Origin of the sequence: Leucobacter shiyiweii (assembly GCF_052446065.1) — a bacterium.
In the GTDB taxonomy this organism is placed as follows: Bacteria; Actinomycetota; Actinomycetes; order Actinomycetales; family Microbacteriaceae; genus Leucobacter.
Map to the genome: position 1 here is coordinate 1787461 of NZ_CM127080.1, position 24655 is coordinate 1812115.

The following is a 24655-nucleotide window of genomic DNA, read 5'->3' on the forward strand; positions in this document are numbered from 1 at the left end:
CGTTTGGCCCGTCTGGCCCGTCTGGCTCACCGTGCCGGCCAAACTCGGTCACGCGAATGCCAACACAAGCTGGCTCTTTCCGAGCACGGTCTGACTCCCACACACGACCTTCACATCGATGCGCGCGGTGCGCGTCTCTGCGTCGAGTGCACCAACAACCGCAGTCACGCTGACATCTGCCCCAGCCTCAGCGTCCACAGGAACCGGACGGGTGAATCGCACCTGATAGTCGCGAACGTAACCGGCGGCGCCGATCCACTCAGTTACCGGCGATGCTGCGGCGCCCATGGTGAGCATCCCATGCGCGAGCACGCCAGACAGTCCCACCGACTGCGCCACGTCATCGCGATAGTGGATCGGGTTAAAGTCGCCCGAAGCGCCCGCGTAGCGGACGAGCGTGTCGCGGGAAAAGCGAAAGCTGCGCTCGACCACCGTGTCACCGACGGCAAGGTTCTCAAAAATCGGCTGAGCTGAGGCACTCATGCTGTCTCCTCCGCCCGCACAACGAGGGTGGAAATCGCGGTAACCACATGTGCCCCGCTCCCATCGACGATCTCTGTCGAAGAGGTCACCATCGAATTGCCGCCGAGCTGCTTTACTGAAGTCACCGTCATCGTGCCAGTGAGTTCGTCTCCGGCCACAATCGGGCGCGAATAGCTGAACCTCTGATCCCCGTGCACTACGCGAGAAAAATCGACTGCCGCGTCCTCATCAGCCAGCAGCTGCTGCAGGGTGAAATCCTGCACCACGATGGGGAAAGTCGGCGGAGCCACCACATCGGTGTACCCGGCAGCGCGGGCCACCTCCGGGTCGTGATGGAGGGGGGCGGTGCTGAGCACGGCGCGCGCGAACTCGCGCACCTTCTCACGGCCCACGAGGTACGGCTGAACGGGCGGGTAGACCCGTCCCTGGATATCTGGATTCACCACGCTCCCAGTCTAGGCCGCACGCCCGCATGTCGGGTTCGGCAACGATTTGTCACAAGCTTTGGTGGGTATATCCAACGACGCGACCCGTCGCTCCAATAAGCTGGAGTCCATGTCGCGCATTCGTAAAGTCCTCATCGCCAACCGCGGTGAGATCGCCGTCCGCATTATTCGTGCCGCCGCTGATAGCGGCATTACCTCGGTCGCCGTATACGCTGACCAAGACCGTGATGCGATGCACGCGCAGCTCGCCGACGAGGCGTACGCCTTGAACGGCTCGACCAGTGCCGACACCTATCTCGTGATTGAGAAGATATTGGGAGTGGCGCGGCGCTCAGGTGCCGATGCGATCCACCCTGGCTACGGATTTCTGGCAGAGAATGCCGACTTCGCGCGGGCTGTTATCGCGGCCGGACTCACGTGGGTCGGTCCGACGCCCGAAGCGATTGAGCGTTTGGGCGACAAGGTGTCTGCGCGACACGTTGCAGAAAAGGTCGGCGCCCCCCTTGCAGCTGGCACTCTCAACCCCGTGCAGGGCGCTGATGAGGTCCTTCAGTTCGCCGACGAGCATGGGCTGCCCGTCGCGATCAAGGCGGCGTTCGGCGGCGGTGGGCGGGGCCTGAAGGTTGCCTACACGCGCGACGAAGTCGCAGAGCTCTTCGAATCGGCGACTCGCGAAGCCGTGGCAGCGTTTGGCCGTGGCGAATGCTTCGTCGAAAAATACCTCGACAAGCCGCGTCACGTGGAAACCCAGTGCCTCGCAGATCAGCACGGCAACGTGGTGGTTATTTCCACGCGCGACTGCTCGCTGCAGCGTCGCCACCAGAAGCTGGTGGAGGAAGCGCCCGCGCCGTTCCTCACCGACGAGCAGAATGCCGAGTTGTACCGCGCCTCAAAGGCGATTCTCCGAGAGGTCGGTTACGTCGGCGCAGGCACCTGCGAGTTCCTCGTCGCTAGAGACGGCACCGTGTCCTTCCTTGAGGTGAACACACGCCTCCAGGTCGAACACCCCGTGAGCGAAGAAGTCACCGGAATCGACCTGGTGCGTGAGCAGTTCCGCATCGCCGAGGGCGGCGTCATCGACTATGCCGATCCGGTCGCGCACGGGCACTCCTTTGAGTTCCGGATCAATGGAGAAGACCCGGGAAACGGGTTCCTCCCCGCTCCGGGCCCGGTCACCCAGTTCAAAGCCTCCTGTGGACCGGGCGTGCGCATCGACACCGGCGTTACTTCGGGCGACGTCATCTCGGGCGCGTTTGACTCGATGCTCGGAAAGATCATCGTCACCGGTGCCACCCGTGAGCAAGCGCTCGAACGTGCCCGTCGCGCGCTCGACGAATTTGAGGTTCAGGGCCTCCCCACCGTGCTTCCGTTTCACCGGAAGATTGTGCGCGACCCCGCCTTCACTGCGGAGAACGGCACGTTCGGCATCTACACACTGTGGATCGAGAGCGAGTTCGAGAACGATATCGAGCCCTGGGAAGGTGAACTCGCGTCCCTCGGGCAGGACTCGAAGCGACAGACGGTGGTCGTCGAGGTCTCGGGTCGCCGCGTCGAGGTGAGTATGCCCGCCAGACTCATTCCCTTAGGCGACCAAGACGTCACGCGAGGCCCCGCCCCGCGTCGCACAAAGGGAGCTTCCGCGCTTGGTCTCGCCGGAGACGCGGTGACCGCCCCCATGCAGGCCACGGTCGTCAAGTTGGCAGTGGCAGACGGACAACGGGTATCGAGCGGCGAGCTCGTGGTCGTGCTCGAGGCGATGAAGATGGAGCAGTCCATCTACGCACCCCACGACGGTGTGGTCTCTCGCATCGATGCACCCATAGGTCAGACGGTGCCTGCGGGCCACCTACTTCTTGAAGTAACTGCCCACGCGGAATAGCCCGCACTCGCGCGGCGTTGCACCGGGCATGACACGTGTGCCGCTCTCCATTCTCGATCTTGCCACCGTTGAAGAATCTGGAGACATTGCTGCGGCGCTGCATCATTCGGTCGATCTCGCGCGATCCGCAGAAGCGCACGGGTACGAGCGGGTGTGGTACGCCGAGCATCACAACATGTCCTCGATCGCTTCGAGTGCGACGGCGGTGCTCATAGCTCACGTTGCGGCGCATACGAAGCGGATCAGGCTGGGCGCTGGCGGAGTGATGCTGCCCAACCATTCACCGCTCGTCATCGCCGAGCAATTCGGCATGCTCGCGGAACTGCACCCCGGGCGCATAGACCTGGGCCTCGGACGGGCACCCGGCAGCGACATGGCGACGTTTCGCGCGATGCGTCGCTCGCACAGCGCATCCGAGAACTTCCCGTCCGATGTGCGTGAGTTGCAGCAGCTGCTCTCAGAGGAGCTACCCCGCACCGCAGTAAACGCCTACCCGGGACGCGGCACCAACGTGCCGATCTTCATTCTGGGGTCAAGCCTGTTCGGGGCCAACCTCGCCGCGCATTTCGGTTTGCCTTACGCATTTGCATCACATTTTGCCCCGCAGGCGCTCAGTGCTGCGGTGCGGCACTACCGAGACAACTTCGTGCCGAGTCCGACCCGGAGCTCCCCGTACGTCATCGCCGGCATCAACGTCGTCGCTGCAGACACTGACGCGGCAGCGGAGGCTCTTTTTGCCCGCACAGAGCTCGAACGCGTGCGGCGTTTCCTCTCGCGAGGTCGCGAGACCGAACTCACCGAGGCTGAGGCGCTGCACCTGTTTGACACTCCTGCCGCGCAGGAGATTCGCAAAATGCTGACATACACGGCTATTGGCGGGGCAGAACGCGTGCGCGCCGAGCTCGATGCCTTCGCCACTCACGCCGAGGCAGACGAGCTGATGACCGTGCACGCCGCACCGACGCGCGCCGAGCAGCTCGCCTCGCTACGCGTTGCCGCGCCGACTCCGTAGCGTCTGGCTCCCTGAGACCTGCTCCGCCCCGCTTTGCACCTGGCTCTGCACTCAGCTCTGCACTGCCCGTGCCTCGTCGGGTGGACAACCGCGCAGGGATCGGCGACCGCGAACCCTGCGCTGTCGCCAACCCGACCCAGTTTTTTTGGGCTCAGACCGCGAATCCTGCGCTGTCGCCAACCCGACCTGGGTTTGTGGGCTCAGTCCCTGGTCGGGCTATTTCACCCGCACGACACCCGTCATCTCGGGATGGATCGAGCAGTCGTAGGCAAACTCTCCGGCAACGTCAAAGACGTGGGTGTACGTGCCCGTGGTCGTGAGCTCGCTCACGAAACTGCCGTCTTCGGCGACCACGTCATGCTCCATGGAACCCTGGAACACCCATTGCACGGCATCGCCCACCTCGATCTCAACGATCGCGGGCTCATACCGATTGTCGATCACCGCAACAACAACCGCTGCGTCCATCCCCTCGGCCGATGGCACCGCCTCGGGCTTCACCGGCGCGGAACACGCAGTCACCGCGCCGAGCGTGAGGACCGCGATCGACGCCACAAGTCCCCGAACCAGCGCCCGCGCAGTGTTGCGGGGCGATCCACCCCCCAACCTGGCGGACCCGAAGCGCCCGATCACAGCTGGCTCGCGTGCATCGCCCGAGCGGCGTCGGTGATGGTGCCGGAGAGTGACGGATAGACGGCGAAAGCCGAGGCAACCTGATCGACCGTGAGTCGGTGCTCGACCGCCAGAGCGAGCGGGAAGATCAGCTCGCTTGCGCGCGGCGCGACGATAACCCCGCCGATCACCGTGCGCGAGGCTTCCCAGGCGAAAAGCTTGACGAATCCGTCCTTAATGCCCATCATCTTGGCACGAGGGTTGAGGTTCAACGGGATCGTGTACTGCACCGACCGGGCCATGCCGGTAGCGTCAGCGAGGGTGCGTTCGTTCCAGCCCACGTTCGCGATCTCGGGGTGGGTGAACACGTTGGCCGCGACGTTGCGCAGATCGATCGGTCGCACGAAGTCGCCGAGCGCATGCATAATGGCCGTGCGGCCCTGCATCGAGGCGACTGAGGCAAGCGGGTAGAAATCGGTGCAATCGCCGGCCGCGTAGATTGACGGCACCGCGGTGCGCGCAACCTTGTTGACGCGGATGTGCCCGCTGTCGGTGAGTTCCACCCCGGCGGCGCGGAGACCGATGCCCACAGTGTTCGGGATCGAACCGACCGCCATGAGGCAGTGGGAACCCTCCAACGTGCTACCGTCGGCGAGCTTCACGAGCACCCCGGAATCAGTGCGGGATACGGATTCTGCCCGAGACTTCGACATCACGTTCATGCCGATGCGTTTGAACTCGTTCTCGATGACAGTTGCCGCGTCCGGATCTTCTCCAGGTAGCACGCGCTCGCGACTTGAGACCAGCGTGACTTCGGCGCCGAGCGTGCGATACGCGTTTGCAAACTCGGCTCCCGTCACGCCAGAGCCCACCACAATCAGGTGCTCGGGGAGAGACGTGAGCTCATAGAGCTGCTTCCAATTGAGGATGCGCTCACCGTCGGGCCGGGCCGAGTCGAGCTCACGCGGACGCGCCCCGACAGCCACCACAATCGTGTCTGCCTCGACCCGATCAAAGTCGGTGCCCTCGCCGCCGCTCGCGGTGGATACGAGTACGGCGTTAGGCCCATCCAAGCGGCCATCGCCATGCACCACGCGCACACCAGCTTCTTCCAAAGTCGTCTGCATGTCGACCGACTGCGCGGCCGCCATGGCGAGAAGGCGCTTGTTCACTGCCGCGAGATTCAGTGCGATCTCTGGGCGGATCGGCTTGCCATCAGCGCCAGGAAGGAACGCCTGCACGCCGAGGTTGCCAGACTCCCGCACGGCTCGAGCTGCCCCCGCTGTTGCGATGAGGCTCTTTGAGGGCACGACGTCGGTGAGCACGGCGGCTCCACCCACCCCCGACCGTTCGATTAGTGTCACGTCGGCGCCGAGTTGCGCCCCTGCCAGGGCAGCCTCGTACCCGCCCGGGCCACCACCGAGAACGGCTATTCGGTGCTTGCGTTCATAAGCTTGGACCATAAGCCAATTCTAGGCGGTGCTGCGCCCACGCCCCTCAATGAGCGTTCGGGCCCCGTTGGCGCGTTTCAGCGGAAAGATGGCACTATTTCTTCACTTCCCGGAATGCATGTATGCAAACACGGTCCCCACGGGGGCGTACACTCTGTGTATAACCCGCAAAGTTTCGTTTGACCCATCGCCATCGAGACTGTTTTCTGGGTACCGACGTGGAAGGACCATGCCAAAGATGCTTCTGGATTCGATGCGTACAGATTCGCCTGAGCGTGCACATACTGCAGCAGTCACCCCCACTTCGGGCGAATCGCTGTCAGGCAGCACCGAGGTTCGTCTCGAGCGCGACCCCGGAATGCCCTCCAGCACCTGGCGGATGCGCAGCGACGCATGGGAGTACCTGCGCTCGGCGGTGAAACTGCTGGTCCACGGAAGTCCCGAGACTAGCGCTCTTGAGGCCGATGGTGAGATCTCACGCCTTCTCCGTGCGCTCGAGACCATTGAAATGTACTGGGCGGGTTTTGGTCAGCGCTACGTGGTTGAAATCACCACTCTCCTCCAGAAGGGCGACACACAGGCCGCTCTGGATCGCATTGGCCGGGTGGTAAATCGTATCCGCCGCAGCACGATCCCCGAGACCCCCCGGGATCAGTTTCTCGACGAAGTAGAACGCGTCGAGCTCGACGACGATGTCGACCCCCGATCCCGGTTTGAGGTTTTGATCGTTGACGAAACCACCGAAGCCGACCGGGATGCGATCCGCCAAGAGGTGCGCCAGCTGCGCAGTGGTGCCGATGCCTTCGTCTACGACTACGTCATCGTCCCTTCCGCCGACGACGCGGTCGCCGCGGTACTGACCAACCCCAACATCCTCGCGGTAGTAGTGCGGCCAGGCTTCACCGAGCACACCAAGCAAAATCTCAGTCGCGATCTGCGAGAGACTATCGAGTTGGCCCGCGTTGAATCGAGCACCCAGCCGGCCTCAGCGAAAAGCTCGCTCGCGATGATTCAGCGCGTGCTCGGCCTCGCCGATACGCTCGCCTCGCTGCGCCCCGAGCTCGACCTCTACCTCATGGCCGGCGCTCACATCGAAGACTTGGCGAGTGCGCTCACTCGCAGGTTTCGTCGCGTTTTCCGCCGCGAGGATCACCTCGAGCTGCACCTGACGCTACTGCGTCGCATCTCGCACCTGTATGACACCCCATTCTTCAGTGCGATCCAAGACCACGCGCGACGTCCGGTCGGCGTATTTCACGCCCTGCCCATCGCTCGTGGCGGTTCGGTCGTGGGCTCCAAGTGGATCACCGACCTGGCCGATTTCTATGGCCTCAACCTGTTGCTCGCCGAAACCAGCGCCACCTCGGGTGGACTCGATTCGCTGCTCGCACCAGTGCGCACGCTCAAGAAGGCACAAGATCTCGCGGCTCGCGCGTTCGGCGCAAAGCACACATTCTTCGTCACAAATGGCACGTCGACCGCGAATAAAATCGTGCACCAAGCCCTCGTCTCACCTAACGAGGTGGTGCTGGTGGATCGCAATTGCCACAAATCGCACCATCACGCGGTCATGCTGACGGGCGCCCGACCGGCATATCTCGAGGCGTACCCGCTCAACGAGTTCGCGTTCTACGGGGCGGTGCCGCTGAGTCGCATCAAGCAGATGCTGCTCGACTATCGCGCCGCCGGGCGTCTCGACGAAGTCCGAATGGTAACGCTCACGAACTGTACGTTCGACGGGATCGTTTACGATCCCGAAAGGGTGATGGCCGAGTGCCTCGCGATCAAACCTGACCTCGTGTTCCTATGGGACGAGGCGTGGTTCGCCTTCGCCGCCTTCCACCCGGTGACCCGACGTCGTACCGCGATGGCCGCTGCGAAGCGTCTCGAGGAGCGACTGAAGAGCTCACAGCATGCCTCCGATTATCAGACGCAGCGTGAGCGGTTGTTCGGCGCCGACGGCACCCCTGCCCCCGACGAAGTGTGGCTCAGCGAGCGTCTCGTGCCATCCCCAGACGCGCGTATACGTGTCTACGCGACCCAGTCGACCCACAAGACGCTGACGTCACTGCGGCAAGGCTCGATGATCCACGTCTATGACCAGGATTGGGTGCGCGAGGCCGAGGAACCGTTCCACGAGGCCTACATGACGCACACGACGACCTCGCCGAACTATCAGATCCTCACTTCGCTCGACCTCGGCCGACGGCAGGTAGAACTCGAAGGTTTCGAGTTGGTGCAACGGCAGCTCGATCTTGCCACGAGCCTGTGTCAGGCCGTCGCGCGGCACCCGCTTCTGCGACGCACGTTTCGAGTGCTCACCGCACACGACCTCATTCCAGCTGAGTACCGCGAAGCAGGCCGCCCGATGCCGCTACGTGATGGCCTCGCAACCATGTGGCAGGCCTGGGCCACCGACGAGTTTGTGGTCGACCCGAGCCGCGTCACCATCGAGATCAGCCGCACCGGCGTCGACGGCGACACCTTTAAACACGACTATCTGATGGATCGCTACGGGGTGCAAGTCAATAAGACCAGCCGCAATACGGTGCTGTTCATGACGAACATCGGTACCTCGCGCAGCGCGATCGCCTATCTGATTGAGGTGCTGGTTAAGCTCGCCGAGCGCTTCGAGGAAGACAAAGCGCAGCGCGATCCCGATCTGCCGCTGCCCGGTGAGGTGGCCATGCCTCCGCTCCCCGACTTCAGTTCATTCTCCACTGGCTATTCCACCGACGGCCAGCTGCCTGACGGAGACATGCGCGCGGCCTTCTTCAAAGGTCAGCGGCGTGCGGCAGTTGAACACGTGCTGATCGCCGAACTGCGCGAGCGAGTAGATCGCGGCGAGATCCCGGTGAGTGGCGGGTTCGTGACCCCCTACCCTCCAGGGTTCCCCGTGCTCGTACCCGGGCAGGTCATCACCTCGGAGATTCTCGATTTCATGGCAGTGCTCGATACCCGCGAGATCCACGGCTACGATCCCGTGCGCGGTTTCCGGGTGCTCCGGGGATAGCTGGAAACCCGCTTCCCAGGCGCTTCATGGGGGAAGACGGCATTCTGGTGGGCATCGAGAATCGGTGCGTGGCGGAGGGGCATGATGAGCAAGCGAACGAAAATTGCGGTCGCGGTAGCGGTGGGGATCGTCGCGATCGGCGCGCTCGTCGTGACGGCCGGGCCAGCTATCTACCGCGACTTCCTCGCGCCTCCGCCCGCCGAGACGCCTCTGCTCACAGCCGACGACAGCACACTCTCGATGGGAAATGGTGCCCCGTTAGAGGCTACAGCCCTCGATGGCACCTGGACGCTGAGTGCGAGGTCGGTCGCGGGTTACCGGGTCGACGAGGTGCTCAACGGCACCGACGTTACCGTCACCGGTCGCACCTCCGAGGTCGAGGGCACGCTCACTATCAGCGAACTCACGCTGACGGAGGCTGAGTTCACGGTTGACGTGGGCTCGATATCAACCGACAGCCCCCAGCGCGACAGCTACTTTCGCGATACTGCTCTGCGCACCGCGGAGCATCCAACCGCCACCTTCCGCCTCACCGAACCGGTCGTCGCGCCAACGACACCGAGAGTCGGGGAGACGGTCGAACAGCAGCTTGTGGGCGAACTATCGATCGCCGGTGTGACCCAACCGGTGACGTTCACCGCGCAGGTGCGCACCGACGGCACGACCGCGGAAATCGCCGGTCAGATCCCGATCACGTTTTCCGATTTCGGGGTGCAGGCACCGAGCCTCGGGTTCGTGTCGGTCGAGAACGACGGTTTCGTCGAGTTCGAGTTGGTCGCGCGCAGGGGTTAGTCGCCCTGGTCGGATCGCGGATCCACCCGGTCTCCGTCGGCCAATGCCTGAATCTCTTTGGGAAGCTTGCGCACCCGAGCGCGACGTTTGGGCCGCTCGGGAATCATCGACCGCATCTCCTCGAGCTTGCCGAAACACAAGAGCCGGTCTTCCGGTTCGAGCACCACGTGTTTGCGGGGATTCGGGATCACCTGGACACCGCGGTGCAGAGTGAGCACCGTGATGTCGCGATCCCACAACCCAAGTTCACCGAGCGGCTTGCCGAGGTGCTCGGCACCGCCGTGCATGACGAGCTCTGCCACCCCGTATCCGGTCGAGACGCTCAAACGCTCGCGCACATCGATTTCAGGGAACGTAACCTGCCTGGCGATGTAATCGATGATCGCGCCAGCAACGTCGAGCCCGGTAGCGCTCTCAATGCCTTGCAGCCCCGGCGAGGAATTCACTTCCATCACCAACGGACCCTCGTCGCCTTCCAGCATGTCAACTCCAGCAACGCGCAAGCCCATGATCTGAGCCGCGCGCACCGCGGCCTGTTCGTAGGCTGGCTCGAGCTGCACCGATTCGACGGTACCGCCGCGATGCACGTTCGAGCGAAATTCGTCACCGCTGGCGATGCGGCGCATCGCGGCAACCACCCGGTCGCCCACGACGAGTGCTCGGATGTCGCGCCCGCGACTCTCTGACACGAAGCGCTGAATCAGCACATTCTGCCGAGTGGAGTGCAGGGTCTCGATAATCGCCTCTGCAACTTTGACCTGGGGCGCGAGGATCACACCGATGCCTTGGGTTCCCTCCAGCAGCTTGATCACGACCGGCGCGCCACCCACGCTCTCGATCGCCGGGCGAACGTCTGCCCGGTTGCGCACGAACGCCGTCGCGGGCATCGCGATGTTGTGTCGCGACAAGATCTGCGTCGCGCGCAGCTTGTCGCGCGCGTTGGAGATGCCGTTCGCGGTGTTCGGCGTATAGACATCCATCTGCTCGAACTGCCGCACGACGGCGGTGCCGAAGTAGGTGATGGAGTTGCCGATACGCGGCAGGATCGCGTCGTAATCGCTCAGCGGCTTGCCCCGATAGCGCAGGTCGGGTTCATCACCCGCGAGGTCGATCGCGAAGCGCAACGTGTTGAGCACCCGCGCACGGTGTCCACGGTCGACGGCGGCCGCCAGCAGGCGTTGCGTCGAATATGCCTGGGGCGCGCGCGAGAGAATCGCGAGTTTCACGGAAAGTACCTGCCAATATAGAGGGGTGAACGAACCTCACCATTCAAGCACCCTCACCGGGTGGCGTGAATGGGTAACCCTCCCGAACATCGGCGTGTCGCATATAAAGGCAAAAATCGACACCGGTGCGCAGACTTCTGCGCTGCACGCCGCCGATGTCGAGGAATATTCGCGTGACGGGGCAAGTTGGGTGCGATTCACGGTGCATCCCTGGCAGCACAACGATAACGACGAGCTCCGTGTCGAACTTCCCGTGCACGATCGACGCACGGTGCGCAGTTCTTCCGGCCACTCACAGGACCGGATCGTGGTGCTGATGGATATCGAGCTGCTCGGCCGGCGCATCCCTGCCGAGTTCACGCTGACGAGCCGTCATGAGATGGTATTCCGCATGCTGATCGGCCGCGAAGCCCTGCGGCAGGGCTTCTTAGTGGATCCTGCTGCGTCCTACCTCGGCGGCAAACCTAGCCCAGCGGTCCGCCGCAGGAATCGCGCGCTCACCCGCTAGCCACGCACCGCCGCGCCAATCGCGGAGCGCGCTCCGGTCATTCTTTGGTGAAGTCCTCGAGCCGCGCCAGCAGCTCTTTCCACGCCATCTTCCGCGGGGGAATATCTTCCGCCGAGTTCAGTTTGGAGTGTTGCACTGACACAACCGATTTCGCGGAAGCCCCCTCTGGGACAGCTTTGGATGAGATGTCGACTTGCGCCCGGGTGCCGTCCGCAAGCGAAACCCGCCAGTATCGCCACTTCTCGGTGGCCGTCGTCGAAGGCGCCTCGGCGAAGGGCACCCCATCCACCGCGTCAATCCCTTGCATCACGTCGAGCCACGCACGGAGCGTCTCATCGAGTGGTGCGTGTAGTGTCTTCGAAGCCGAAGCCGCAAACGTGCCCAAGTGGCCCTGTCCTACCTCACGCAAACCGTGATCGTGTTCATAATCGATGGCAATCGTCTGCGCCCACCAGCCATCGTTCAGCGGCTTACCCGTAACGGCATGCCGCTCGATCTCCAACTGCCGAATGCGGGCCAGCGCCAAACGGGCCAACTCCGAGTGCGTAAGCGTGGAAGCGCCCTGACCCTCGAGCCATTCCGTCCATTCCCGCCAGGAATGACCTGTGGCTGTCTCAATGCTGTGTGCTGCGCCGCCCATGCGCACATCATATGCGAGGCCCTAGGCCACCGAGGCCCCCGGCGGGTCACGAGTTATCGCTGCTACTTCTGGATTCTCTCCGTTGAGATGTGAGAACTGACGATCGTTTGCGAACCACTGCCTCAACCCGTCGCGATCCTCGACTCCGACCTTTGTATAGACGTGTCCGAGGTGAGTATCGACCGTTCGCGCGGAGAGGTGCAGGCGCTCTGCAATGAATCTTGATGAGTACCCGAGCGATGCAAACAGGGCCACTTCCCGCTCCCGCGCTGACAGTCCGCCGGAGAGCGGCAGAGGGACCCACAGGCCAAACTCAGAGAGGAGCCGAATTTCGGGTTCGTCCACATCGGAAGGGTGAGCTCCCGCGACAATCTTCGTAATATGGCTGGCGATCACGTCACTGATGGGATGGTCAATTTCTTCGGCAATTTTTTGAGCCCTGGTTTCGATGCTTCGAGCGAGTGTGCGGGACTCAAGTGCGACCATGTGGAGTGCTTCAAGTTCCACTAGCCTCACACCTTGATCACGGGCCCACGATGCCATTTCCAGCGCCTCAGCAGCCGGGTCACCAACTCGGAGCCACTGCATGGTTCGAACGATGAGACGACGACGGAATCCCTCAACCGCGCGGGAGACCCCCCGCTGCTCCCGATGCGCGCGACGTAACTCAGACACAGCCAAATCGCGTTCCCCCAGTGCGGCGAGCGCGAGCGCATGGACCGCGTGCACCAGGGGCCTCAATCCATATCCGTCGTAGCGCCTCAGACCTTCCAGGAGCTGTTGGGCCTGATCCGCCGCATCTCTCCACCGCGCCTCCTGCGCGGCCAAGAGCGCAGAGCCGGACTCCACTAATCCAGAAATATACATTACTGCCTGGATATCGGCGTTGACGCTCTCCTGTAGCTCATCGAGACTCTGGCGACCCGCTTCCTTGCTTCCGCTCGCCCAGAAGCCGAAGAACCAGCAAAAGCCCTGCAGGTTCACGGTGTCAGCGGACACTCGGTTTCCGAGGAGGGACACCAAACGGGCGTCCCCTGCGATTCGAATTGCATCGTCAAGCTGGCCGTCTTGCTGCTGGATAAGCGCATTGATCGCTCGCGCTGGGGCGCGCACCCACTCAACACTGATATTCGATGAAGGCATTGGGTCTGGTCCCACCGCTGCGGCTTCCCGCAGCCTCCCGTCGTATGCCAGCAAGATTAAGCGGGAGCTACGCACCATCTCCTGCGCCACCGCATCAAGCGGGCCCAACTCAGCCTCAAAACGCTCCAGGTCGAGAAGCAACCTGTCAATCCCCATCCCCTCCCAGAAGTCGTGCTCAATGAGGAGCAATCGAAGGCGTGTCTGCAATGTCACGGGCAAAGAACCGAGACGCATTGGATCGGCCGTAATACCTCGAATTCCGGTAATCGCCAGTTCGAGCCGGTGATGATCGCCGAGAAGTCGTGCAAAGCTAGCCGCACGCACCGCAACTACGGCCGCTTCCTCCGGATCGGGGCTGGCCATGAGCTCGAGGGAGACTCGTAGGAGGAGCCTGGGGTCAGCGCCATCTTTAAGAAACGTGAACGCTTCCGACAGCCAAGAGTGGGGCAAATCTTGCCCGCTGTCGAGACCAAAAACCACTAATCGCGTAAGCAGTTGTGGCGTGGATATCAGTGACGAGTGGCTCCGTTCGTCGTTCAGTGCCCGGAACAGCTGCGTGCAGAGCTCGACCTGGCGGGGCCGCTCCATGTGCTCGCGGATCGCGGCAGCGAGAATCGGGTGTGCCGTCTCAAGCGCGACGTCTCCGCTGGGGTGGCGTCGGGTACGAACTAGCCCCTTTTCAATCAACGAGGAACTACATCCTGGGTCGACTAGCTGTAGCAGCGCAGTCTCCACCAACGGTTCAGCCTGAGCGATGAGCTCCAGCGTGCGCAGCTCTGTCTCACTGCAGGTTTCTCGCGCGAAGACCGCGAATTCCTCCGGCGCATCATCCGCACCGCGCGGCACCCAAGCCAGTCCACGGTTGCGTCGAAGCACTCCGCGCCGTTCGCATGAGAGCGCCAAAACTCCCAGCGCATAGCTGTTTCCTGCAGTGACGGTGTGCCAGCGGCGCAGTGTCTCCGCTGCAATGTGCGCGACGCCCAGACGACGGGATAGGAAGAGATCTGCTTCTTCCAAACTCAGCGGCCCAATCGCGATCCGCTGCACTCGAGGATCTCGGCCAATGCGACTCGCTGCACCAGTAAGTCGGTGGGCCGTAGCGATGATGCGCAGTGTTCGCGATCGAACGAGGTGCTCAAGCAGGAACCCGGGAAGCGGCCCATACGCATGAACGTCTGACACGACCAAAATTGGTTCGCGACCCGCCGCGCGTTTGTGAATCGCGTCACTCAAGCGTGTCGCAAAAGCCTGCGGCGAGCGCGATTCTGATTCTGATTCTGAAGAGTCAACATCGCCGTCACGATCAAGAATCTCGGGAAAGTAGAAACCAAATACCGCAGCGATACCGCTCGTCTCGACCGGAGGAGTCGACATTACGGTGACGAAGAAATCCGAGTTCTCTTGAGCCTCTAAGGTATAGGCGGCCGCCTCCGCGAGCCTCGATTTTCCGGCACCGGGCTCGCCCAGCAACAAAGCGGACGCTCCCGGCTGCGACACCGCTTCGATGACGGATTCGAGTCGTTCGGCCAAAACCGATGTGTCGAAAACTGGTGTGGGGCCACGATAGTGGCCCGCTCCCGACGACTGAAGATCTCCCTCGACCACACCCACCCCTGCCCAAAAAAAAATCAGCCCGGGCGCAATCTACGCCCAGCAACGTCCCCCCAAGCACGGCATCATCTCTAACACTTACAGGCTGACCCACCGATGAGTAAATGTCAACAACGTCTAAGGTTTCCCCCAATTTCGCATCACGCAGACAAGTTGCATTCCCGCGACCACGACTGCTAAGACCTCACTGATTTGGTGTGGCAACCGATTTGTCGATGCTCGACAGGCGCGGTTTCGGGTTCCCTAGCGTTCGTGCGTTCTCATTCAGCCCTGCGGTCCGTCTCAACAATGCCGCCTCCCCTGATGGCTGTTCTTGGGCGAGCCGAATCCGGCACGAGCTTGAGTCCAATGACGGCAAGAATGATTCCGGCGATGAAGATGATCTTTCCAGCAGAGACGCTTTCCGCCCCCGTGACCATCGCGAATGACACGGTGAGGGCGGCACCCACCCCCACCCATACGGCGTACCCCGTCCCGATCGGGATGACCCGCACCGACCATCCCAGCCCGATCATGCTTACCACCAGCGCGAGCAGAAACACGACACTAGGAACGAGTTCTGTGAACCCGTTGGAGAGCCCCAGCGCAGTCGCCCAAACTGCCTCAAAAACGGCGCTGATGATCAGTACGAGCCACGGCATCTCAGCTCACCACCTTAAGCCCGATGACCGACCCCACCAGCAAGAGGAGGAGCAGGATTCGCGCGAGTGTCAGACGCTCCTGCCGCGTGACGACCCCCCAGATCACTGTGAGAGTGGCGCCGATCCCCACCCACACCGCATAGGCTGTGCCCACCGGCAAGTAGAGCATCGCCCAGGCAAGGCCTGCCATGCTCATGCCCAGTGACACGACGAAGAGGGCGGCGGGACGCCAACGGGTGAATCCCTTCGAGGCGGCGAGCGCTGCAGCCCACACTGCCTCGAGCATTCCGGAAACAATCAACACGACCCATGCCATGACGAACTCCTTCGAGTCAGTCTTGTCGCGATGCGGGTACTGCTCCCTCGTCCGCAACCCGGTGAGCGGGTTCCACCCACCGATGGTAGCAGCCCTGGTGCGCCACACTTAGCTGAGGTCGAGCACCGCTACCGCCTCCTCGACGCGTCTCCGCTGCTCATCAGAGAGACCTTGAATCGGAAGTGGCAGGCAGTGCGGAGCTACCAGACCAAGGTACTCAGCAATCGCCGCCACGACGCGCAAGCTTCCACCGCACTCAGCAAACAGGCAGTAGTGCCCCGTAGAGTGGTGTAACGATCCCGGCCAGCAAACGTAAGCGTGGCCACCGGGATCTTCCTTCGAGGAAACTCTCACATCCCACTCGAAAGGTGTCACACCGATGACCACTCCCTCTATTGTCGACCCTGTCACTGTCCTCGCCAACGCTCTGGGCGACGCGTCTCCTGACCTGATGCGTACTCTGCTCCAAACCATGATCAACACGCTCCTCTCTGCAGAGGCCGACGCGGTCTGCGGTGCCGAGTACGGCAAACCCTCTCCCGAGCGCCTCAACTCTCGCAACGGATACCGCACCCGCGAGCTCGATACCCGTGTGGGAACCGTGGATGTCGCGATCCCGAAGCTCCGCTCCGGCACGTACTTCCCCGAGTGGCTCCTCGAGCGCCGCAAACGCTCAGAAGCAGCGATGATCACCGTCGTCGCTGACGCCTACCTCGCCGGCGTCTCGACGAGACGGATGGACAAGCTCGTGAAGACCCTCGGCATCCATTCCCTGTCGAAGTCGCAGGTTTCCCGGATGGCCGCCGATATGGACGAGCACGTGCGCGAGTTCCGCACGAGACCCCTGGGCGACTCAGGGCCCTTCACGTTCGTCGCGTGTGACGCGCTCACGATGAAAGTTCGTGAGGGCGGGCGCGTGATCAACACTGTTGTGCTCGTCGCGACCGGGGTGAACGCTGACGGGCACCGGGAAGTCCTGGGCATGCAAGTGGCGACCGCAGAGACCACGATGGCATGGAACACGTTCTTCGCAGACCTCGTCGCTCGCGGCCTCACCGGGGTGAAACTCATCACCTCTGACGCGCACGCAGGCCTCGTGGAAGCGATGCGGGCGAACTTCCCCGGGACGTCGTGGCAGAGGTGCCGCACACACTACGCCGCGAACCTGATGGCAGTGACCCCCAAGAGCATGTGGCCAGCGGTCAAAGCGATGCTGCATTCCGTGTACGACCAGCCTGATGGGACAAGTGTTGAGGCGCAGTTCGATCGGCTCCTGGACTACGTCGAGGGCAAGCTCCCTGAGGTGTTCGACCACCTCGATGCTGCCCGGGCTGACATCCTCGCGTTCACCACGTTCCCGAAAGATGTGTGGCAGCAGATCTGGTCGAATAACCCAAACGAGCGCCTGAACCGCGAGATTCGCCGTCGCACTGATGTCGTTGGGATCTTCCCAAACCGCGACGCGATCATCAGGCTCGTCGGGGCGGTCCTTGCAGAACAGTCCGACGAATGGGCTGAGGGACGCCGTTACCTCGGTCTTGACGTCCTCGCGAGGTGCCGCCTCACGCTCGTAGACACCGAAACGATCGAGCACCATGCTCTTCCCGAGCTCGAGGCCGCAGCATGAGCACCGATGCCCGAACTACTGGGCGGCACTACGTCGCCGCGAACGATCTCCCCGCCAGCATCTGCGACCACAACGAAAACTAGCCCCACAACCTTGAAGGATCACGAAACGGTTACACCACTCCACGGGACTTGACCAAACAGGCCCCACAGCGGCCTGAGCCGCTCGGATTCTGCACGAGCAGCGTCGGTCCGACCGCTTCGGGCAAGTCGCGTGATCTTCGTTGCAAGGTCGGGCAGTGTTCCACCCACCACGGAGTACCAGGCATCGCAGCCGGCCAGCAATCCATCGGCCGCAACCGCATCTCCAGAGACTCCGATCGTGACGTGTTCCGGCACAAGAGCCTTTATCTCCTGAACGCGAGCGAGAGCCATGTCTGGATCCCGGGGGACGCCCGGAACCTTGATCGACGCGATGCCAGGGAGTTCCGCGATGCGGGCGTACAGCTGGTCAGTGAAGGTGAAATGGGTCGTTGTGGGATTGTCGTAGAGAATTACCGGCAAATCGGTCGACTCGACGACCGAACGAAACAGCGCGAACACGTCAGTATCGAGCAGCGGTTGGTAAGACATTGGAGCGAGGAGCAAGCCCTGCGCGCCGGCTCGCTCCGCCGAACGCACGTTGGTGAGCACATGCGAGGTACGCAGCGCGCTCACCCCGACGATCACGGGAACTCCCCGTGCGTGCTCGACAGTGAGGCTAGCAACGCGAGCTCTCTCCTCAACCGTGAGGTACGCCGCAGCGCCCGTGGAACCCAGTGCTGCGATGGAATCAACTTGGGCCTCCGCGAGCCGCTGGATCAGCCCAGCGAATGCTCGCTCGTCGACCGCATCGTTACGCAGCGGAGTCAGCGGAAACGCGCTCGTTCCGGAAAACATGGAATCTCCTCGGGTGTTTGCTTCGATGCTATGGCCTGTGAGCGAATGTCAGTCCCTTCACCTACTCTGCTCATGAACACACAGAGGGGGCGTGAATGGCAATTCGAGAAGAGAACACTCTGCACAGCGGAACGCGAGAAGACCAGCAGGACACCGTGATTGAAGCGATCCGAGAGCTCGAAGAGCAGCGGGCCAACGGCACCATGTCTGACCATGCGTACTTCGAAAAGAAGCGATCGTTGATCAGAATGCTATGAACGTCCGTCGGCACTAGTGGCGAATCATTCCCCGCTCTATGCCGTCTTCACACGAACTCTCTGGTACGGCTTGGCGATGGAATCCCCCACGGCCTCGGCAATGAGCTGCTCGGCCGAACGATTCTTGCGCGCAAGCTTTGCCACCCACTTGGTGAAGCGGGCCCCCCGCGCCAGCTCCTTCGCACTGCGGTCTTCCAGCGCGTAGAAGAGCCGTGCACTTTCAGGGAGAAGCGAGAGCACACCGTTGAGTATTCGTCGTGTGACCCACTTCGCAACTGGCCCTTTCACGTCCGGATGCCGAAGCGCGTGACCTGCCATCGCGGCAAAGATCGTGAGTGACTTGGTGGTGAGTTCATCTCGAATGTACTGGTCGAGTTCCGCAAAAGTGTCGAAGTACGGCCCGGGCACAAAGAGCTTCTCAGCTCCGAGTCGGGATTCGACCACGACGCGGTCCGAGTCTTCCACTGAGAGGCCGGGGCCGAATTCCTGGTAGCCGCGCACCGCCGACCAGATGTAGGTCCACCACGTCCAACGCTGCCACTCCGGCTGTTTGGCGCTGACGACTTCACCGGTTTCCGGGTTCGTCCAGCTCGCTCGTTCGTGCAGCCTGTCAACATGTGCCGCAGCAGCGTCCGCGTGAGCCTTGTCTGCGTAGATCGCGTCGCGCAGATAGGCAGACGTGCGGTCAAACCTAGCCGCCATAGCTTCAGGACCCTCACTCGTGAGTGAGACCCGTTCGAAGTGGGTCATCATGCCCGCCTCGAGCATCTGCAGAAACACCGCGTTCTTCGCGCCCAACATTGAGCCCGGATCGGCGAATACGCGCCACGAGACACTCTCGGGCCCGTAATGCCCGTCGTCTGCGCGTGGCGCATCAGCGAGCGTGCGGCTCGGATAGGCGGCGTCCGTCATTGTTTCCCCCTTGAAGATGCACGCCGAGCCCCGATGGGCCCAGTCAATCCAGAACGTGAATGCGCCTGTTAACACTCATACGACTGATGTACGTGCGTTCAAGCCTAATTGACGAAGCCTGTCGCAGGGAAATAAACATGGACGTTGTGCAAGAAACTTTTCTGTCCTGTAACCGCGAAATCCAGCGGAACAATGCGGGAAAAATAAAGAACCCCCGCAAGTAGAAGCCTTGCGAGGGTTCAGCAGCGGCGTAATTCTCCGCTACGTGGCTCCGACCGGCATCGATCCGGTGACCTTTCGATTTTCAGTTTCACATTCTGCGACTACGATTCGCGGTTTTTGGGGCGCTGGCGGGCCGCGCGGCGCGGTGGCGGGCACCCGCACGCGCGTCAGCGCGAGGATGCACGCCACGCGTTGCACGGTCGCCTCGCCGCACAGCTCGAACCGGTTTCGCTGGTGGTGGCGGCATGAGCGCGACCGCCGAGGAAGTCTCAGCTCGTGGCTGTTCGCGACCGGTCAAGCTGCCGTCGGGCATCTGGGTTCGGTGCGCCTCGCGGGTGAAGTCGCGGTGCGAGTCATGCTCGGATCTCTACGCGAAGGACTGGGCGGCAATTGCGCGCTCGGGCGTGTTCGACGGGCCGGTCGAGCAGTACCGGTTCTATCTCCTGACGCTCACTGCCCCATCGTTCGGCGCGGTGCATCGCGTGCCGAAAACCGGAGTGAGTAACAAGCGGTGCAGGTGTGGCGCGACTCACTCCGCGAAGGATGCTGGGCTTCGCGGAGTGCCGCTTGATAACAGGTCTTATGACTATTCCGGCCAGGTCGCCTGGAACCGGGACTCGGGCATTTTGTGGACAAACACGGTGCGGCGCATGCGGGATCGGTGGGACTCTCTCGAATTCTTCGTCGTTCGCGAATGGCAAGATCGCGGGGTGATCCACCTTCACGTTATCCTCCGCATCGCACGGGTAGAAGCTCCGGCACCTGCCACACTCCGCGAAGTTGCACGCACCGCCACGGCGGTTTCAAAGATCGACGGCAACGTGGTCGAATGGGGCACCCAGGCCAAATGCGACGCGTTCCGAGCTGACGGCGACGGCGCTAAGACGATTTGGTATCTCTCGAAAGCGCTGCGGTATGTCCTCAAAGATGTGGTGCTGGCCTCAGATGGCGACTCCCCCGCGTCCTGGCGGCACCTGGTAAGCCTTGCCGCGGCGGCACGTGCGATGCCGTGCTCGCGAGAGTGCGAACCCACGGCCTGCAATTCGAAGGTGCATCAGCGGTTCGGGTCGCGCGCTCAGGTTGTCTCCGCCTCTCGCCGCACCAAGAATCGCCCGGGGTGGTCGTTCACGGGGCTCACGCGCACGGTACAGCGCCGACTGCGGCTCGAATGGTGGCTAGCGCAGACGGCCGAGCCGGAGGCGAGGCAGGATGCGCAGCCGCCGTCGGGAGCCGCGGTAGGCGCTACTGGGGTACGGCTGGAACAGATATTCACCCGGATGACTGCAACAACCAGGTGACCCGGCTGGCATGCGACCACACCTCTTTCGCAGCGGGTTTGCGAAGCAAACCTGCTGCTTCCCACCAGTTGAGCGCTAGCTTTCGAAGATGCGGGCTTCAGAGAATTACTGACTTCACTCCGCAGGCCAGGTTGCAGGGGCAAGGCTCGCCAACCGGCTTGCCCGGCTCCTTATGTTCGATTCGTCCCACTCCACTTCTTTACCAATCTCCTTTGTCAACAAGTACTGCGACTGGGCATATCGCTCCACCTTCTGATCAAAAGGAGCTTGACCAAGTTTTCTATTGACACGTCCGTCGAGAAGCGCAAAGTTTCCAATGGATTGCACGATAGATGAGTTAGATGCCCCTCCCGAGGCAATCGACTTAACATGCTCAAGGGTTATAGACGGTGAGGAAATATCAAGATTTGACTCGGTACCGGCTTGGTCGCGGACAACGCCCTCAATCATTCCAAGGAAGTACTTTGCTCTCGATGCGCTGATGTTTGTCTGCTGCTGAAAATGGGTTCGGAACTCACTATCGCTTATGAGAATCGAAGCCATCGCACGCTTAGTATCTTCTTGATTTTTCAGCGTCCCTTCGGAGATGTTCCTTGCAGCCTCATTAAATGCCTTTTCAGCAACACCGCCGCCTAGCTTGCCTGCGACCATTGCACGAACCGACCATGTTGCTATCTTGACGAACGTCTTGGTTGCCTTGACCTTGTCTGGCCAGGTCATGAATATTGCGATCACAAGCGGGTAGATGATCTCGAGTTGAAAACGCCTGAACGCAAGGATGCTGTTGCTGACTTCGACGCTAGAGTCAGCCCAGAAATCATGATCAGCGGAGCTCAAAGCTTCATAGACCAACAGAGCTCGTTCGAGCCGCTGAATATAGCGGCTAGCATTCTCGGGTCCCTGACCAATGGTTGAACGCACAGTCTTTGTTAGTGACCTATGTGTCACGTGGCCAACCCGCGACATCAATTCGGCTCGAATAAACCTGGTGAAATCACCCTCCTTCTTGAACTTGGAGGCAATTCGAGTCCAACCCGCTTTGATCGAGTCAAGCTGTGTACCTGCCTGACTAAATAGGTAATTCTTAATCATGTCCGCAGGAGCCAACGTCACCCCACGATCATTCAATGTTTCGAAAACCACGTAAGCTTCGTGGAGGTCAGAAGTAACTGCGGTAAGGACCTGCACGCGACTTGATAGGTGGTTGTCAATGTCTAAGAGCCTTTGATGGTCCTCCGCTGTAGGTGCCACTGAATCAACTAGTGACTGAAGCTTGAGATAGGCCTTATAAAGCTTGCTGTGAATCGGCACCTTTGCGTGATCACCTCCCAACAGTGCTGAGTATGTGGGGTGGTCGTCGGCACTAAGAATGAGGCGCTCAGAATAACTTCTTGTTGTTCTGTTGTACCTACGCAAGTAGTCCTGTTCGAGCGACGAAGCCAGCTCCGCATCATGACCCTGAAGATCAAACAACCTGAGCCGATCTCGGATCGCGAGTAAGAGTAGAGCAACAGTGGTTAGCCTCTGCTGACCATCAACGATGAGCTGTCGCCCGCTGCCGCCCACGTCCTGAGCCAGAACGATGGTCCCCAAAAAGTAGTCCCTATCGCCCTTTCTGGCCTTATCAAGATCATTCCAGAGTTCTTGAACATTCTCCTCTAGCCAGGCGTACTTCCTTTGAAAATCAGGCACCTTCAGCTCTTCGCCGGAGAGCAACTTAGCAATACTGGTGTTCGAAAACTTCGTCGAATCCGCCATTGGACTCCATCCTGGACTAGGCAATCTTGATCTTGTATAGAGAATTTCGGGAGAGCTACTCTTCTTCGTCTTCTGCGTCCTGCGCATCGATCATTGCCCACTCCGCAGCTGTCGCCCCGCTCGACATCGCATCATCTAGGTCCTGACCTTCCAAGCCATGAAGAAAATCCCATTCGCTCATCTCAAGTTCCTCTCGCCCCCAGATGACACGTTCGCTCATCTGTCCCTAATCGGAATCGTAGCCTAAGCTGATAGTCGCACAACAATAGACTAAGAGGCGGTTGATTGTGGCAGATTTCCGTGCCGAGCGCATGCCTACCCCCGAGGGAGAAGGACGCGCCAAAGACGCGCTCGAAGAAGCCTGGCGGAAGTTCTATCGCACGAACAAGGCCGTCAATGCGCCCCTCCATGCAGCAGTTCCATTCTTAAGGAACCTCAACAAGGGCTATACCGCATCCCGGGTCTTTGACCTCTTTGGATTTTGGGTCTGGTGGCGAATCTGCGGTGGATTCGAAGGTGTACAGAAGGAACTTGGGCTCAGTAGGTCAGCCGTGTTCCGGCGAATCGCGCTCTTCCGCGAGGTCTTCGGCGAGCATCCGGATGTGTATGAATTTCCAGGGATTTCGGTCGATCCCGTTGCCTTCGCCGCAGGCATGGCGCAGTGGGCAGAAGATCGCAAGGGAAATTCGCAGTCTTAAATTCTTGAACTAGCGCACCCTTTTCTGTAGTCTCACTTTTGAGTACTACAGAAAGGTTTCTCATGCACCCTTTGCCACCCGTAGGTGAACCTGCTCCGCCCACCCTGAATTCGATCTGGGATGAATACCAGGAACTGATCCTGGCTGATGTCACCGAGCGCACCGCATACGTCTACACAAACGCCTGGAGGCGTCGTGTCCGCGACAACATCGGTGCGCTACCGGTGACCTCGATTGGTCGCCTGACAGTCAAGCAAGCCTGGGCGCGCTGGGATAAATCGGCCTCTACGAAGAACGATGCGCTCGCGGTACTCTCAAAGACACTCGAGGTCGCAGTAGATGCAGGCCTCATCACGACAAATCCCGCTCGCTCGCTCAAACTGAAGCGCAGAACTGCCAAGTCACCGGCAGGACGTGCATTGTCGCGCGAGGAACTGGACCGGTTCATCACTTTCACCCCTGAAGGCCACTACAGACGCATCATCGAAGCCTTGGCATACACAGGGTGCCTACTTGGTGAGATAGCCGCTCTGACGGCATCTGACGTTGAATTTGAGCGCGGTCTCATCCGGGTCGCCCGTTCTTTATCGCCCAACTCGAATGGCAAGCTCGTGATGGGGGATACGAAGTCACATCGTGAACGCGAAGTGCCGATCCTCCCTCAGCTTCGCGAGACTCTGACCGCTGCGATGAAAGACCGAAAACCGCATGATCTGATCTTCACCGGACCACGGGGCGGAGCATTGGACTCTGGCAACCTGAGTCGCAGCATTGGACTCAAGAAGTGGCGGGATCAAGTCAGGGTCTTTCCACCGGGGGCACCGCGGCTCCACCTGCACGATCTGCGTCATACGGCGGCGACGCTGATGTGCGGAGCCGGGGTTCCAACCATGGTCGTGAAGGACATACTCGGGCATTCAAGCCTTGCCGTGACAGAACTGTATGCACGGGCAAACGAGGCGGCGGTGCTGGCCGCAGGTGAGACCTTTAGCCTCTTCCTGGCGAAATTCGACAATGTAGAAGCGGTGGCCAAATCATGACTTCATGCACCGCTCGCGAGGCGGCTGGGATACTCAGCGCAGCTCTCACAGAACTTCGCGGAATCACACCGGAAAATGAAAGAACCCCCGCAAGTAGAAGCCTTGCGAGGGTTCAGCAGCGGCGTAATTCTCCGCTACGTGGCTCCGACCGGCATCGATCCGGTGACCTTTCGATTTTCAGTGTGATCAGGC

Annotated in this window: 24 protein-coding genes and 1 riboswitch; of the genes, 10 read left to right on the forward strand and 14 right to left on the reverse strand. The window is 61.2% G+C overall.

Annotated features, from left to right (window positions below; translation table 11 throughout):
- Positions 1-48: 48 nt before the first annotated feature.
- Together ACTNFJ_RS08255 and ACTNFJ_RS08260 are read right to left on the reverse strand one after the other, a co-directional pair.
- Positions 49-483 carry a MaoC/PaaZ C-terminal domain-containing protein gene (locus tag ACTNFJ_RS08255; RefSeq protein ID WP_435907578.1) on the reverse strand — a complete coding sequence of 145 codons (435 nt, stop codon included), beginning with the start codon at positions 481-483 and terminating at the stop codon, positions 49-51.
- Positions 480-926, reverse strand: a complete 447-nt coding sequence (locus ACTNFJ_RS08260; RefSeq protein WP_435907616.1) for an FAS1-like dehydratase domain-containing protein — start codon at positions 924-926, stop codon at positions 480-482. Before ACTNFJ_RS08260 ends, ACTNFJ_RS08255 begins: the two co-directional genes overlap by 4 nt.
- A 112-nt stretch (positions 927-1038) precedes the next feature.
- Between ACTNFJ_RS08260 and ACTNFJ_RS08265 the strand changes: the two genes are divergently transcribed.
- Together ACTNFJ_RS08265 and ACTNFJ_RS08270 are read left to right on the forward strand one after the other, a co-directional pair.
- Positions 1039-2808: an acetyl/propionyl/methylcrotonyl-CoA carboxylase subunit alpha gene (locus ACTNFJ_RS08265; protein ID WP_435907577.1), complete on the forward strand. Its 1770-nt coding sequence runs from the start codon at positions 1039-1041 to the stop codon at positions 2806-2808.
- 28 nt (positions 2809-2836) lie between these two features.
- Positions 2837-3820: an LLM class flavin-dependent oxidoreductase gene (locus tag ACTNFJ_RS08270; protein WP_435907576.1), complete on the forward strand. Its 984-nt coding sequence runs from the start codon at positions 2837-2839 to the stop codon at positions 3818-3820.
- A 216-nt stretch (positions 3821-4036) separates the two neighbouring features.
- Here the strand turns inward: ACTNFJ_RS08270 and ACTNFJ_RS08275 are convergent, their stop codons facing one another.
- Together ACTNFJ_RS08275 and ACTNFJ_RS08280 are read right to left on the reverse strand one after the other, a co-directional pair.
- On the reverse strand, positions 4037-4342 hold the full coding sequence (locus ACTNFJ_RS08275; RefSeq protein ID WP_435907575.1) for a plastocyanin/azurin family copper-binding protein: 306 nt from the start codon (positions 4340-4342) through the stop codon (positions 4037-4039).
- Between the two features lie 107 nt (positions 4343-4449).
- Complete coding sequence (locus tag ACTNFJ_RS08280) at positions 4450-5895, reverse strand: NAD(P)H-quinone dehydrogenase (protein ID WP_435907574.1); 1446 nt, start codon at positions 5893-5895, stop codon at positions 4450-4452.
- A gap of 346 nt (positions 5896-6241) precedes the next feature.
- On the opposite strand from ACTNFJ_RS08280, the gene ACTNFJ_RS08285 reads away from it, so the two are divergent.
- Together ACTNFJ_RS08285 and ACTNFJ_RS08290 are read left to right on the forward strand one after the other, a co-directional pair.
- Positions 6242-8896 (forward strand): aminotransferase class I/II-fold pyridoxal phosphate-dependent enzyme, encoded by a 2655-nt coding sequence (locus ACTNFJ_RS08285; RefSeq protein WP_435907615.1) that lies wholly within the window; start codon positions 6242-6244, stop codon positions 8894-8896.
- Between the two features lie 84 nt (positions 8897-8980).
- A complete protein-coding gene (locus ACTNFJ_RS08290; RefSeq protein WP_435907573.1) occupies positions 8981-9688 on the forward strand; it encodes a YceI family protein in 708 nt (235 codons plus the stop codon).
- On the opposite strand, the gene ACTNFJ_RS08295 is transcribed toward ACTNFJ_RS08290, so the two are convergent.
- A complete protein-coding gene (locus tag ACTNFJ_RS08295) occupies positions 9685-10914 on the reverse strand; it encodes a RimK family alpha-L-glutamate ligase (RefSeq protein WP_435907572.1) in 1230 nt (409 codons plus the stop codon). The two genes, ACTNFJ_RS08290 and ACTNFJ_RS08295, sit on opposite strands and share 4 nt — an antisense overlap.
- 25 nt (positions 10915-10939) lie before the next feature.
- Here ACTNFJ_RS08295 and ACTNFJ_RS08300 point away from each other — a divergent pair, with 25 nt between their 5' ends.
- The gene (locus ACTNFJ_RS08300) at positions 10940-11422 is read left to right on the forward strand and encodes an ATP-dependent zinc protease family protein (protein WP_435907571.1); all 483 of its coding nucleotides are present in this window, start codon (positions 10940-10942) and stop codon (positions 11420-11422) included.
- A gap of 37 nt (positions 11423-11459) precedes the next feature.
- Here the strand turns inward: ACTNFJ_RS08300 and ACTNFJ_RS08305 are convergent, their stop codons facing one another.
- The 5 genes from ACTNFJ_RS08305 to ACTNFJ_RS08325 all read right to left on the reverse strand — a co-directional run bounded on the left by ACTNFJ_RS08305 (position 11460) and on the right by ACTNFJ_RS08325 (position 16007).
- Positions 11460-12062 carry a hypothetical protein gene (locus ACTNFJ_RS08305; RefSeq protein ID WP_435907570.1) on the reverse strand — a complete coding sequence of 201 codons (603 nt, stop codon included), beginning with the start codon at positions 12060-12062 and terminating at the stop codon, positions 11460-11462.
- 21 nt (positions 12063-12083) lie between these two features.
- Positions 12084-14735: a helix-turn-helix transcriptional regulator gene (locus tag ACTNFJ_RS08310; protein ID WP_435907569.1), complete on the reverse strand. Its 2652-nt coding sequence runs from the start codon at positions 14733-14735 to the stop codon at positions 12084-12086.
- 341 nt (positions 14736-15076) lie between these two features.
- On the reverse strand, positions 15077-15457 hold the full coding sequence (locus tag ACTNFJ_RS08315; RefSeq protein WP_435907568.1) for a DMT family transporter: 381 nt from the start codon (positions 15455-15457) through the stop codon (positions 15077-15079).
- Between the two features lies 1 nt (position 15458).
- Positions 15459-15773: a DMT family transporter gene (locus ACTNFJ_RS08320; RefSeq protein WP_435907567.1), complete on the reverse strand. Its 315-nt coding sequence runs from the start codon at positions 15771-15773 to the stop codon at positions 15459-15461.
- Between the two features lie 10 nt (positions 15774-15783).
- Positions 15784-15849, reverse strand: a riboswitch (guanidine-III (ykkC-III) riboswitch).
- 32 nt (positions 15850-15881) lie between these two features.
- Positions 15882-16007 carry a hypothetical protein gene (locus tag ACTNFJ_RS08325; protein WP_444711773.1) on the reverse strand — a complete coding sequence of 42 codons (126 nt, stop codon included), beginning with the start codon at positions 16005-16007 and terminating at the stop codon, positions 15882-15884.
- Positions 16008-16152: 145 nt separating this feature from the next.
- Between ACTNFJ_RS08325 and ACTNFJ_RS08330 the strand changes: the two genes are divergently transcribed.
- Positions 16153-17400, forward strand: coding sequence for an IS256 family transposase (locus ACTNFJ_RS08330; protein WP_444711774.1), 1248 nt, complete (start codon positions 16153-16155; stop codon positions 17398-17400).
- Positions 17401-17501: 101 nt separating this feature from the next.
- Here ACTNFJ_RS08330 and ACTNFJ_RS08335 read toward each other — a convergent pair whose 3' ends face one another.
- The gene (locus tag ACTNFJ_RS08335; RefSeq protein ID WP_435905850.1) at positions 17502-18278 is read right to left on the reverse strand and encodes a dihydrodipicolinate synthase family protein; all 777 of its coding nucleotides are present in this window, start codon (positions 18276-18278) and stop codon (positions 17502-17504) included.
- 95 nt (positions 18279-18373) lie between these two features.
- Between ACTNFJ_RS08335 and ACTNFJ_RS08340 the strand changes: the two genes are divergently transcribed.
- A complete protein-coding gene (locus ACTNFJ_RS08340; protein WP_435905851.1) occupies positions 18374-18535 on the forward strand; it encodes a hypothetical protein in 162 nt (53 codons plus the stop codon).
- Between the two features lie 36 nt (positions 18536-18571).
- On the opposite strand, the gene ACTNFJ_RS08345 is transcribed toward ACTNFJ_RS08340, so the two are convergent.
- Positions 18572-19447 (reverse strand): oxygenase MpaB family protein, encoded by an 876-nt coding sequence (locus ACTNFJ_RS08345; RefSeq protein WP_435905852.1) that lies wholly within the window; start codon positions 19445-19447, stop codon positions 18572-18574.
- A 467-nt stretch (positions 19448-19914) separates the two neighbouring features.
- Here ACTNFJ_RS08345 and ACTNFJ_RS08350 point away from each other — a divergent pair, with 467 nt between their 5' ends.
- Positions 19915-20967, forward strand: a complete 1053-nt coding sequence (locus ACTNFJ_RS08350; RefSeq protein ID WP_435905853.1) for a replication initiator — start codon at positions 19915-19917, stop codon at positions 20965-20967.
- Positions 20968-21081: 114 nt separating this feature from the next.
- On the opposite strand, the gene ACTNFJ_RS08355 is transcribed toward ACTNFJ_RS08350, so the two are convergent.
- Together ACTNFJ_RS08355 and ACTNFJ_RS08360 are read right to left on the reverse strand one after the other, a co-directional pair.
- Positions 21082-22725, reverse strand: coding sequence for a DUF262 domain-containing protein (locus ACTNFJ_RS08355; RefSeq protein WP_435905854.1), 1644 nt, complete (start codon positions 22723-22725; stop codon positions 21082-21084).
- A 55-nt stretch (positions 22726-22780) separates the two neighbouring features.
- Positions 22781-22945 carry a hypothetical protein gene (locus ACTNFJ_RS08360; RefSeq protein ID WP_435905855.1) on the reverse strand — a complete coding sequence of 55 codons (165 nt, stop codon included), beginning with the start codon at positions 22943-22945 and terminating at the stop codon, positions 22781-22783.
- Positions 22946-23012: 67 nt separating this feature from the next.
- On the opposite strand from ACTNFJ_RS08360, the gene ACTNFJ_RS08365 reads away from it, so the two are divergent.
- Complete coding sequence (locus tag ACTNFJ_RS08365; protein WP_435905856.1) at positions 23013-23423, forward strand: hypothetical protein; 411 nt, start codon at positions 23013-23015, stop codon at positions 23421-23423.
- Between the two features lie 224 nt (positions 23424-23647).
- On the forward strand, positions 23648-24463 hold the full coding sequence (locus ACTNFJ_RS08370) for a tyrosine-type recombinase/integrase (protein WP_435905857.1): 816 nt from the start codon (positions 23648-23650) through the stop codon (positions 24461-24463).
- Positions 24464-24655: the final 192 nt, after the last annotated feature.

Coding starts and splice junctions, on each gene's coding strand:
- ACTNFJ_RS08305 (WP_435907570.1), bottom strand. CDS start 12,062: ATGGGCGGCGCAGCACACAGCATTGAGACAGCCACAGGTCATTCCTGG.
- ACTNFJ_RS08265 (WP_435907577.1), top strand. CDS start 1,039: ATGTCGCGCATTCGTAAAGTCCTCATCGCCAACCGCGGTGAGATCGCC.
- ACTNFJ_RS08280 (WP_435907574.1), bottom strand. CDS start 5,895: ATGGTCCAAGCTTATGAACGCAAGCACCGAATAGCCGTTCTCGGTGGT.
- ACTNFJ_RS08350 (WP_435905853.1), top strand. CDS start 19,915: ATGAGCGCGACCGCCGAGGAAGTCTCAGCTCGTGGCTGTTCGCGACCG.
- ACTNFJ_RS08340 (WP_435905851.1), top strand. CDS start 18,374: ATGGCAATTCGAGAAGAGAACACTCTGCACAGCGGAACGCGAGAAGAC.
- ACTNFJ_RS08345 (WP_435905852.1), bottom strand. CDS start 19,447: ATGACGGACGCCGCCTATCCGAGCCGCACGCTCGCTGATGCGCCACGC.
- ACTNFJ_RS08360 (WP_435905855.1), bottom strand. CDS start 22,945: ATGAGCGAACGTGTCATCTGGGGGCGAGAGGAACTTGAGATGAGCGAA.
- ACTNFJ_RS08255 (WP_435907578.1), bottom strand. CDS start 483: ATGAGTGCCTCAGCTCAGCCGATTTTTGAGAACCTTGCCGTCGGTGAC.
- ACTNFJ_RS08335 (WP_435905850.1), bottom strand. CDS start 18,278: ATGTTTTCCGGAACGAGCGCGTTTCCGCTGACTCCGCTGCGTAACGAT.
- ACTNFJ_RS08330 (WP_444711774.1), top strand. CDS start 16,153: ATGACCACTCCCTCTATTGTCGACCCTGTCACTGTCCTCGCCAACGCT.
- ACTNFJ_RS08355 (WP_435905854.1), bottom strand. CDS start 22,725: ATGGCGGATTCGACGAAGTTTTCGAACACCAGTATTGCTAAGTTGCTC.
- ACTNFJ_RS08290 (WP_435907573.1), top strand. CDS start 8,981: ATGAGCAAGCGAACGAAAATTGCGGTCGCGGTAGCGGTGGGGATCGTC.
- ACTNFJ_RS08315 (WP_435907568.1), bottom strand. CDS start 15,457: ATGCCGTGGCTCGTACTGATCATCAGCGCCGTTTTTGAGGCAGTTTGG.
- ACTNFJ_RS08270 (WP_435907576.1), top strand. CDS start 2,837: ATGACACGTGTGCCGCTCTCCATTCTCGATCTTGCCACCGTTGAAGAA.
- ACTNFJ_RS08285 (WP_435907615.1), top strand. CDS start 6,242: ATGCCCTCCAGCACCTGGCGGATGCGCAGCGACGCATGGGAGTACCTG.
- ACTNFJ_RS08320 (WP_435907567.1), bottom strand. CDS start 15,773: ATGGCATGGGTCGTGTTGATTGTTTCCGGAATGCTCGAGGCAGTGTGG.